Raw genomic sequence first — 9,177 nt, 5'->3', positions numbered from 1 at the left:
TTTGCGGATGAACTTCTAGTGGGAGCGCGGGCATCTTGCCCGCAAAATGCTTGTCGAGCAAACACGTTTTTGCGGACTGGAAGTCCGCGCTCCAATTGATTTTTCAACAAACTCGGCTTTCCAGCCTGCATTACGTACTCCCTTCTATGACAAGAATGTCGCGACTTGCGAAGAAGAGATAGAATCATTATTTATTCATGTAGGAGCTCTCTTGAGTTCCTTAGGGCGAACCTTTTCTGGTTCGCTCTTTGCTTTTTATGGAGGTTAAAAATGATCAGAAATTTAATGACGTTACAGGACCGGATGAACCGGCTGTTCGACGAAGCATTTCCAGCCCGTCAACGATCTTTAGGTGAAGAGCAGGACTTCTTCGCGGGCGAATGGACTCCTGCCGTCGACATCTATGAAGATGAAAACGCTATTACCCTAAAGGTTGATATCCCGGGCATTGATCCGAACAATCTGGATATACGCGTTGAGGGCAATACCCTGCATATGAAAGGCGAACGCAAGCATGAAAAAGAGACAAAACGCGAAAATTTCTATCGAATCGAACGTGCCTACGGTTCTTTCGCTCGTAGTTTCACGCTGCCACATAACGTTCAAGCGGATCGAATTGATGCTGCTTACAAGAATGGAGAGTTAAAAATAATGTTGCCTAAGACGGAAGAAGCGAGGCCAAAGCAGATAAAGATAAAAGCGGAAACGCAGGAATCCCGGAACCCGGAGACACGAAACAGGTAATTCTGTTTTACGAGGATTTTGTATGGATCGTAAAGTAGAAGGTTGCGCCATGGCCGACAGCTCCTTCGGCCCAGATCAAACCGCCATGTCTGTCGATCACGCGGTAGACAGTAGCCAGTCCGATTCCGGTGCCGGGAAATTCCGAATCCAGATGCAATCGCTGAAAAGGATGGAAAAGCCTATCTGCATATTTCATATTGAAACCGGCGCCATTATCCCGTACGAAGAACGCGCGGCCATGGACTGTATCAGATGAACCAAACTCTATTCGGGCCGACTCATCTGAGGTAAACTTCCATGCGTTTCCCAGCAAATTCTCCAGCACAATCTTCAGGAGTTTGCCGTCCGCGTGCACCTGAAGTCCGTCGTGAATGAGAATCGCGGCTTTTGGTTTCTCGTGTATCGCTTGCAAATCCCTGATGACTTCATTTGCTAAAAGCGACAGATCCACGGTTCGCATGTGAAGATCTATTCTGCTCAAATTCGAGAGTTGTAACAGATCATCAATCAGTTCTCCCATCCTGTTGGCAGCGGCCCGCACACGTTCCAGATAACTTTGACCGGCTTCATCCAACTGGTCCGCGTGATGTTCCTGGAGCAGTTTGCTGAATCCATCGACGCCACGCAACGGCGCGCGAAGGTCGTGCGAAACGGAATAACTGAATGCCTCCAGTTCCTTGTTCTTACGCTCTAATTCTTTGGCCACTTCCGCGCGAACATCAGCAATTTCATGAGCGGCCCGCGCCTCAGCTCGTTCTATTTCCCTCATTAGTGATTCCTGTTGAAGCGCATGCTCTGCAAGACTTCGGGCCACGATCTGCCGGAAGAGATAGATCAAAATCAGAGTCACAAACAATCCAAAAAGCAGGAAGGCTACGATGGAAATAACAACTTCCCTCCACCATTCCGACAGGGCTTCATCCTGGTTTAAGGAAATTGCAACGAAGAGTTTGGGTTCTGCAGTCGCTCGAAAAGCGTTGAGCATAACTGGTCCGCCGGTAGTGATGGCGCCTCGAAGCGTGCCGGCTTCGCGCCCGCGTCGCGCAGCTTCGTAAATCGAATTACCTTGCGCGGTTCGGCCCATAGGATTCGATTGCGAAGGTTCCTGAATTAAGATGATTCCATCCGGATGAAAAACCCAAAGGATCCCGCTCTTGCCGACATCTACCGATTGGAAAAAGCGTTGCAGTTCGATAGGAACAACAGTTGCAACGACAGCGCCATCAAACGTGCCATCCTGTGTTGTTAAACGCCGGCCAAGGGGGATCACGAGCTGCGGGTTCTTTGTGAGCGTTCGAAACGGTTTGCTCGCTACAAGAATGTCTTTGGATTCCGAATGAAGCCGTTGAAAAACGTAGTCGGTGCGACGCGACTGGCCGATGATGAAGTCGATAGTGGCATGGCGGATGATACCTTCCGTATCCACCACAGAAATCGATCCGACTCCGGACAACCCGGCTTTCGCAGATCTGAGGACCGGGCCCCATTCTTCAGGAGGAGCCGAGGGTCCGCCGATTCTCCTGCTGATCATGGACAGTTGACGCAGAGAAGAATCCGTTCCTGCAAATACTTCGTGCAAGTAGCGGGACAGAATTGCTGCAAGATTTGCGGCGTGTTTCTCACGGTTGTTCAGTATTTGCTCTTTGCGCGAAATCAAATCCGTGCCGCGCATCAAAGCAAGCACGATGAACACACCCGCCGCAATTCCGCTTAATGCATATTTCAACCGTCGATCAAACGTGAACGTACTGGGGTCGGCCATACGGTCTTTCCTGATTATACGACCGTTCCTAATTGTGGTGCCGGCGACTCGCCCGACCCACATTGCCTCCTTATTTAGAAATCTGTATAATTAGACGGATGTCTAACAATGAACGAGATTTTTAAGGCGCTTGCCGATCCCACGCGGCGGGAGATTTTGCGGTTGCTGGGCGCCGGCGAAAAATCAGCCGGAGAGCTTGCGGAGCATTTTGATATTACAAAGCCGTCCATTTCGCATCATTTTTCCGTACTGAAGGAGGGGGATTTGATTTCCAGCCGCCGCGAAGGAACAACCATTTATTACACTTTGAATACGACCGTGTTTCAGGATGTGATGACCTGGGTTGTCGACCTTGTGGGTGATTCGAAGCGGAAAAGGAGGAACAACTCATGACACGACTCTACAGCATTGCAACGATTCTCCTGATCGTGTTGGTGTTTGGTGTTACGTCATACGTTTATCCAAAAATGCCTGAACAAGTTCCGGTTCATTGGAACCTGGAAGGGAAGGTGGATGACTACGGTGATAAATCGTGGGCGACTTTTCTGCTTCCCGGCGTGATGATCTTGATCCTCGGTTTGATGAAAGGGCTGCCGTGGCTCTCTCCGAAGCCTTTCGCGGTGGATTCTTTTCGCAGGACCTATGAATTTGTAATGTTTTTGACGGCATGTCTTTTCGCCTACATTCATGTTTTGCTGCTCTGGAGCATGTTTCATGAGGATGTTGATACGAGCCGGCCATTTCTTGCCGGACTTTTCCTGTTCTTTGCTTTGCTCGGCAATGTGCTCGGGAAGGTGAAACGAAATTTTTGGATTGGCATAAGAACACCGTGGACTCTTGCCAATGAGCGCGTTTGGAACGATACACACCGTTTGGCCGCGCGCATTTTCGTGGTTGTTGGAGTGATTGGCTTCCTCACAACGATTGCAGGCGTGACACCGGTATTTGCAATCGCCCTCCTAATAATTGGAGTCCTGATCACTGCGGGATATTCCCTCGCTCTCTACAAACGTCTCGAACGCGCCGGTAAGGTTTAACAATATACAGCGGACGCTTATGAGAGACTCCGGTGACGGGCGCGGGCGCGACGTACTCGATCACGATTACCGCATCTTGTGTCCTTGCACCATCGCCTGATATTGCCTTTGGTTTTATCGAAAAAAGCCCACCGACATCCGGTATTTTCGCAGATCTTGATTCGATTGCGCTGCTGCTGGAATGAATCAACGAACGACGCAGCCACTTGTGATTTGATCCATGTCCAATCGAGGCGCAAAGGTCTCAGCTCGGTGCGTATTCGTTTTCCTTTTGCAACGAGTTTGAGGTAGCCTGGCGCATTCAGAAAAGCATTGAAAGTCCATAAATCTTGCCGGCTCAGTGATTCACCCGATGCGATCTTTTCGATCGACCGTCTCAGGAAGTTCCGAAGTTGGGCCAGCTCTACAATCGGATTTGTCAGAATCAGCTTTTCGGGAAGTTTCCAATATCTCAGAAACCTTGCCACCCACCTTGGTTCCAGCAAATGATCAGTCAAGCGGCCGAATCCGTCCCACTGCTGGCTGTTTACCAGGTCCAACCATGAGCTCTGAGGAGTGAATCCTGCGTCGAAGCGTTGTTTGCTCATTGCTGTAATGACATATATAATCAGCGTAACGAGTATAGTATATTTTACTCGTTACATCAACACAGGCGTGTACGAAACACGAAGGAGGAACCTTGAGAGAATCCGTATATGATGCAAACAAAATCGCCTTGATTGGCGTTCCTTCGAGCGCTGGCGCTCGCCAATTAGGCCAGGAGGAAGCGCCTCGATTTCTTCGCAACGCAGGGTTGGTGGACCGCCTGCGCTCCACTGGTCGAGACGTTTTGGATCTGGGTGACCTCAGTCAGGTTTCGTTTTCTCCGGATAAGCAAAATGCAAAACAGCAGAATCTTACTCATGTCCTCCGAGTTCTCAGGCAGGTAATCAGTGCTGTTGATTTGGCTGTTGCAAACCGGGCATGGCCGTTGGTTGTTGGAGGAGATTGTACGATAACCATCGGCGTCCTTGCAGCCCTAACAAAACATTTCGCAAGCTTAGGAATGATTTACTGCGATGGCGATGTGGATCTGAACACGCCGGAAACGACTTTATCGGGAATCTTCGACGGAATGGTGCTCGCCCACATCCTTGGAAAGGGTGTGGACGAACTAAGCCATTTGGGGTCGCGTTATCCCCTGCTGGATGAGCAAGCCGTATCTCTTTTCGGGTATAGCGTTGAGGCTGGCGGAATTGATCCTGTGGAAGTCAAGCTGCTGCAAGAGACTCGGATGGCCAGATATCCGCTTGAACAGATTAGGGGTATAGTGCAGACTGCCGCCATGCAAGCCTTAGATGAGCTGGAGAGCAGGGCGAAGCACATCCTGATACATTTTGACGTTGATGTGGTTGATTCCGATGATTTTTCAGCCGCGGACATACCTCACAAACCAGGACTTACTCTGCTGAAAACGCAACAAGCACTGCAGGTGTTCCTGGGAAGCCGTCAAGCAGTCGGACTTGTGCTGACAGAATTCAACGTCAGGAATGACCCTGATGCAAAACTCGCCCTCCGGCTGATCGATATGATTGGTGAGGCCTTCCAGCCTGCATGAGATGATAAAATCCTAGAATCTCTCATGAAGAAGCGAGTGTCGAAAGAGCAATCCGCCCAACCAGTTCGCCGATTCTCGATGATTCGCGATTTTCACTTCGCGGATCTTTTTACGCTTGCGAATGGTTTTTGCGGAGTTGCAGCGATTTTTCAAGCGATGAGTTTCACCGCCACGGGCGATCGCAGAGAGTTGTATACGGCTGTGGGCATTATTCCACTGGCAATCGTTTTCGATTTTCTGGATGGACGCATCGCGAGATGGAGACACAAAGCTTCTCCGATGGGACGTGAGATGGATTCGCTGGCCGATGTCATTTCGTTCGGAGCAGCGCCCGCAGCCATCGCTTATGCAATCGGGCTTCAAAGCGTGCTGGATCAGATCATACTGATTTACTTCGCTGCGTGCAGCATCAGCAGACTTGCCCGATACAACATCACAGCCGAACAACTGGCGGAATCACCTCAGGGCAAAGTGAAGTATTTTGAAGGCACCCCCGTGCCGCTGAATATCATTCCACTTGCAATCACACTTTTTGCATTCTCTCACGGAGATCTGTATCCGGTGCGAATTCTGGGGATGGAGCTCCATTTGATTTCGCTTCTTTATTTGCTCTTCGGTTCGACTATGATCAGCAAAACGCTACGCATCCCCAAGCCGTAAGGGCGTTATAGCGATTTGAAGTTAACAAAGAAACAAAGATAAGGCTTCCGGTGTCATACAAGTAGAGTATGAAACGCGTGACCTTTGCACTTCTCCTGTTGGTATCTCTTGCTCACGCTGATGAAAAACCAATCTATGTCGATAGAAACGTGACTCCTCCCGTTTTGTTAAAACAGGTGAACGCACGGCTTCCGGAACTCAAGGGTATCTACCTCCCTTCAAAATTCTTGATGCTGGAAGCCGTGATCACCTCCAAAGGTGAGGTCACAAACATCAAACTCCTCAGATGTGCACATGCTTTGATTGACAAAGCCGTGGCTGAATCCATGAAGCAATGGAAATTTAAACCGGCACTGAAGAATGGAAAAGCCATCGCTGTGTATCTCACTTTTGCGAGCACTATCCATATCCGCTATTAGGCAGCGGACACGTTCCACACTATCATTCCTTATATGACGAACCAGCAGATTGCTCGAATCCTTTTTGAGATGGCCCTTTTTTGCGAAATGGAAGGCATTCCATTTAAGCCGCAAGCTTACGAAAGGGCCGGTGCTGCCATACAAAGTCTCGATGAAAGTCTGGAAGAGATTCTTCGCAAAGGCGGACTGAAGGCGTTGACGAAAATTCCGGGAGTCGGGAAAAGCATTGCCGATCACATTGAAAAACTTCATAAAACAGGAAGCTTTCCGGAATATGACAACTACCGAAAGAAAATCCCGGTGGATGTGTTGCAGTTGAGACGAGTAGGCGGACTCGGTCCGAAGATGATTTTCACTTTGTGGAAGAAGTTGAGAATCACGAATTTGGCGGAGCTGGAAAAGGCTGCGCGGGAAGGAAAAATCAGAGAACTTCCATCGTTCGGCGCGCGATCAGAAGAGAAGATATTGAAGGGTCTTCAATTCCTGGAGAAATCGGGCAACCGGCGCACTTTTGGAAGCGCGATCAAAGTTGCAAAAACGCTGGAACAACAGGTCTCCCAATTTCCGGAAGCGGGAAGAGTCGCGATTGCAGGTTCGCTTCGCAGAAAAAGAGAAACGATTGGAGACATGGATATTGTCGTCACCTCCTCAAGCCCGGAAAAGATTGCAGAACGATTCGTGGCCCTTTCACTCGTGGATCATGTTTACGGGAAGGGGAATACCAAAATAAACGTACGCCTGCGAAATCTCATGGATGCGGATTTGCGCATCGTGCCGGAAGAATCTTTCGGTGCTGCAATGTGCTACTTCACGGGATCCAAGAATCATTGTGTCTCGCTTCGAGAGCGCGCGATCAAGCGAGGATGGAAACTGAACGAGTATGGATTGTTCGAAGGAGACCGGAAAATTGCGGGAGCCACGGAAGAGAGCATCTACGAATCTCTGGGTATGCAATACGTTGCGCCTGAATTGCGGGAAGATTCCGGCGAGATTGAAGCTGCGCTTAAAAAGAGTTTGCCGGACCTGATCGAATACGGGGACCTAAAAGGGGACTTGCAGGTCCAAACGGACTGGACGGATGGAGATGATTCGATTGAAGTGATGGCCGATGCGGCGGAAAAGATGGGCCTGGAATATATCGCGATTACGGATCACACGAAAGGTCTGCCGATGACAAACGGTTCCGATGAAACCAAATTGCGCGAGCAAATGAAAGTCATTCGTCGGATCAACGAAAAATTTAAAAAGGCAAAGAGAAAATTTCGAATCCTCGCTGGCGCTGAATTGAACATCATGAAAGATGGAACGTTGGACATCGCGGATGAAGTTCTGGCCGAGCTGGATGTGGTAGGCGCAGCGGTTCATCATCATTTTCATTTGTCGCGGGAAGAGCAGACTGCGCGGATCCTGAGGGTGATGGAGAATCCACATGTGGATATCGTTTTCCATCTGACCGCGCGCAAAATAATCAAAAGGAATCCGATTGAGCTCGATGTCGATGCAGTGATTGCAGCTGCCGCCCGGACCGGAACCGTTTTGGAAATCGATGCTTCACCGGACCGGCTGGACATGAAAGATGAGCACATCCGGAAATGTGTCGAAGCCGGAGTGAAAATGTGCATCGATTCCGATGCTCATGCGACAGCCGAGTTCGGCTATCTGGATTACGGAATCGACCAGGCGCGCCGCGGTTGGGCATCAAAGAAAAACATCATCAACACGCTGCCCGTTGAAAAATTCCTGCGCCAGTTAAAGCAAAAGTAGACCGTTACCTGCAGGTAACTTCTTGATCGCGTCTAGTGATCCAGCTTATCTTCATTCTCATGCGAATAGCGATTCTTTTATGTTTAGTTTTCTTACAAAGTAGCGCGGGCGTCCCGCCCGCAAAACAAAACCCGTACAGAATCATCGCTGGCGGGCGAGCCCCCCGCCTCACCTCAGAGCCCAGTTCCAATACTTCATCAACCTCGGCCTCGACACGAGACGGCCAACACGATTTTGATTTCGAAATCGGCACCTGGAAAACCAAACTCAAGCGTCTCAAGAATCCTTTGAGTGGCTCCACCACCTGGCTCGAATATGAAGGCACGACCATTGTCCGGAAAGTTTGGAATGGCCGCGCAAATCTGGTGGAACTCGTTGCCGATTGCCCGGCGGGTCACTTCGAAGGTCTCAGTCTGCGTCTATACAATCCGGAATCTCGCCAGTGGAGTCTCAATTTCGCAAGCAGTGCAAGTGGCATGATGAGCACGCCCACCATTGGCGAATTCAAAGATGGTCGTGGCGAGTTTTACAACCAGGAAACATTCAATGGCCGAGCAATCCTGGTTCGATTTGTAATCTCAGACATCACCGGGGATTCTTGCCGCTTCGAGCAATCATTTTCAGATGACGGAGGCAAGACATGGGAAGTCAATTGGATCGCGATTGACACACGCATCAAATGAATCTATCAGGAGTGTCGCCTCAGGAATTCCAGAGTGGTCTGGTTAAATTCATCCACCTTTTCATAAATCGGTGCGTGCGCTGAACCTTCAAAGACAACGAGCTCGGACCTCTGAATCATATTTTTCAACGGTTCACCAAATCTGGAAGAAAGCACGTCATGGCGACCGATGGTAATTTGCGTCGGAGCCTGGATCTTGCCGAGTTGAGCTTCGGCATCGTGCGCTAGAACGGCATTCGATTGTCGTATGAATGCATTCACAGGCTGCGCAGGTCTCGATCGGGCAAATTCCTCCAATGACCGAATGTAATCGGGCTTCGTGTTATAGGTTTCGGGTGTGAAACACCAGGGGAAGATACATCGGACGATCATCTCCGTTACACTTCCCAGACCTTTGGTGATCACCTGCCAGCCCTCGACAACCGTCTTGAGAAAGGGATCCGTTTTAGTCCATCCGCTATGAACCGATAACGATCTGACCTTATCCGGGTATTTCGCCGCAAGCCAAATAC

At 49.7% G+C, this 9,177-nt stretch carries 11 protein-coding genes; 8 read left to right on the top strand and 3 right to left on the bottom strand.

Annotation, left to right across the window (positions count from 1 at the left end; genetic code table 11):
• Nucleotides 1-270: 270 nt before the first annotated feature.
• On the top strand, nt 271-744 hold the full coding sequence (locus L0156_01065) for an Hsp20/alpha crystallin family protein (GenBank protein MCI0601583.1): 474 nt from the start codon (nt 271-273) through the stop codon (nt 742-744).
• 7 nt (nt 745-751) lie between these two features.
• Here the strand turns inward: L0156_01065 and L0156_01060 are convergent, their stop codons facing one another.
• Nucleotides 752-2,506, bottom strand: coding sequence for an ATP-binding protein (locus L0156_01060; GenBank protein MCI0601582.1), 1,755 nt, complete (start codon nt 2,504-2,506; stop codon nt 752-754).
• 108 nt (nt 2,507-2,614) lie between these two features.
• On the opposite strand from L0156_01060, the gene L0156_01055 reads away from it, so the two are divergent.
• Entirely contained in the window at nt 2,615-2,899 is a 285-nt protein-coding gene (locus tag L0156_01055; GenBank protein MCI0601581.1) for an autorepressor SdpR family transcription factor, read from the top strand.
• The gene (locus tag L0156_01050) at nt 2,896-3,543 is read left to right on the top strand and encodes an SdpI family protein (GenBank protein ID MCI0601580.1); all 648 of its coding nucleotides are present in this window, start codon (nt 2,896-2,898) and stop codon (nt 3,541-3,543) included. Before L0156_01055 ends, L0156_01050 begins: the two co-directional genes overlap by 4 nt.
• 17 nt (nt 3,544-3,560) lie before the next feature.
• Here L0156_01050 and L0156_01045 read toward each other — a convergent pair whose 3' ends face one another.
• Nucleotides 3,561-4,130 carry a CGNR zinc finger domain-containing protein gene (locus L0156_01045; protein MCI0601579.1) on the bottom strand — a complete coding sequence of 190 codons (570 nt, stop codon included), beginning with the start codon at nt 4,128-4,130 and terminating at the stop codon, nt 3,561-3,563.
• A 92-nt stretch (nt 4,131-4,222) separates the two neighbouring features.
• Here L0156_01045 and L0156_01040 point away from each other — a divergent pair, with 92 nt between their 5' ends.
• The 5 genes from L0156_01040 (at nt 4,223) to L0156_01020 (ending at nt 8,666) form a co-directional block, all read left to right on the top strand.
• Nucleotides 4,223-5,140: an arginase family protein gene (locus tag L0156_01040; protein MCI0601578.1), complete on the top strand. Its 918-nt coding sequence runs from the start codon at nt 4,223-4,225 to the stop codon at nt 5,138-5,140.
• Nucleotides 5,141-5,164: 24 nt separating this feature from the next.
• Nucleotides 5,165-5,800, top strand: coding sequence for a CDP-diacylglycerol--serine O-phosphatidyltransferase (gene pssA, locus L0156_01035; protein ID MCI0601577.1), 636 nt, complete (start codon nt 5,165-5,167; stop codon nt 5,798-5,800).
• Nucleotides 5,801-5,868: 68 nt separating this feature from the next.
• Entirely contained in the window at nt 5,869-6,219 is a 351-nt protein-coding gene (locus L0156_01030; GenBank protein MCI0601576.1) for an energy transducer TonB, read from the top strand.
• Nucleotides 6,220-6,252: 33 nt separating this feature from the next.
• Nucleotides 6,253-7,983 carry a DNA polymerase/3'-5' exonuclease PolX gene (gene polX / locus L0156_01025; protein MCI0601575.1) on the top strand — a complete coding sequence of 577 codons (1,731 nt, stop codon included), beginning with the start codon at nt 6,253-6,255 and terminating at the stop codon, nt 7,981-7,983.
• A 59-nt stretch (nt 7,984-8,042) separates the two neighbouring features.
• The gene (locus tag L0156_01020) at nt 8,043-8,666 is read left to right on the top strand and encodes a hypothetical protein (GenBank protein MCI0601574.1); all 624 of its coding nucleotides are present in this window, start codon (nt 8,043-8,045) and stop codon (nt 8,664-8,666) included.
• 5 nt (nt 8,667-8,671) lie between these two features.
• Here the strand turns inward: L0156_01020 and L0156_01015 are convergent.
• On the bottom strand, nt 8,672-9,177 hold a 506-nt coding region (locus L0156_01015; protein MCI0601573.1), incomplete at its 5' end, for an alpha/beta hydrolase.

Source organism: bacterium (genome assembly GCA_022616075.1).
In the GTDB taxonomy this organism is placed as follows: domain Bacteria; phylum Acidobacteriota; class HRBIN11; order JAKEFK01; family JAKEFK01; genus JAKEFK01.
The sequence above is the reverse complement of the archived record's forward strand: the minus strand, read 5'-3'. Positions and strand labels throughout refer to the sequence as shown.

Bases quoted from the DNA above. Each gene is read 5' to 3' on its own strand.
- polX (MCI0601575.1), top strand. From the start codon at position 6,253: ATGACGAACCAGCAGATTGCTCGAATCCTTTTTGAGATGGCCCTTTTT.
- L0156_01060 (MCI0601582.1), bottom strand. From the start codon at position 2,506: ATGGCCGACCCCAGTACGTTCACGTTTGATCGACGGTTGAAATATGCA.
- L0156_01055 (MCI0601581.1), top strand. From the start codon at position 2,615: ATGAACGAGATTTTTAAGGCGCTTGCCGATCCCACGCGGCGGGAGATT.
- L0156_01065 (MCI0601583.1), top strand. From the start codon at position 271: ATGATCAGAAATTTAATGACGTTACAGGACCGGATGAACCGGCTGTTC.
- pssA (MCI0601577.1), top strand. From the start codon at position 5,165: ATGAAGAAGCGAGTGTCGAAAGAGCAATCCGCCCAACCAGTTCGCCGA.
- L0156_01050 (MCI0601580.1), top strand. From the start codon at position 2,896: ATGACACGACTCTACAGCATTGCAACGATTCTCCTGATCGTGTTGGTG.
- L0156_01020 (MCI0601574.1), top strand. From the start codon at position 8,043: ATGCGAATAGCGATTCTTTTATGTTTAGTTTTCTTACAAAGTAGCGCG.
- L0156_01030 (MCI0601576.1), top strand. From the start codon at position 5,869: ATGAAACGCGTGACCTTTGCACTTCTCCTGTTGGTATCTCTTGCTCAC.
- L0156_01045 (MCI0601579.1), bottom strand. From the start codon at position 4,130: ATGAGCAAACAACGCTTCGACGCAGGATTCACTCCTCAGAGCTCATGG.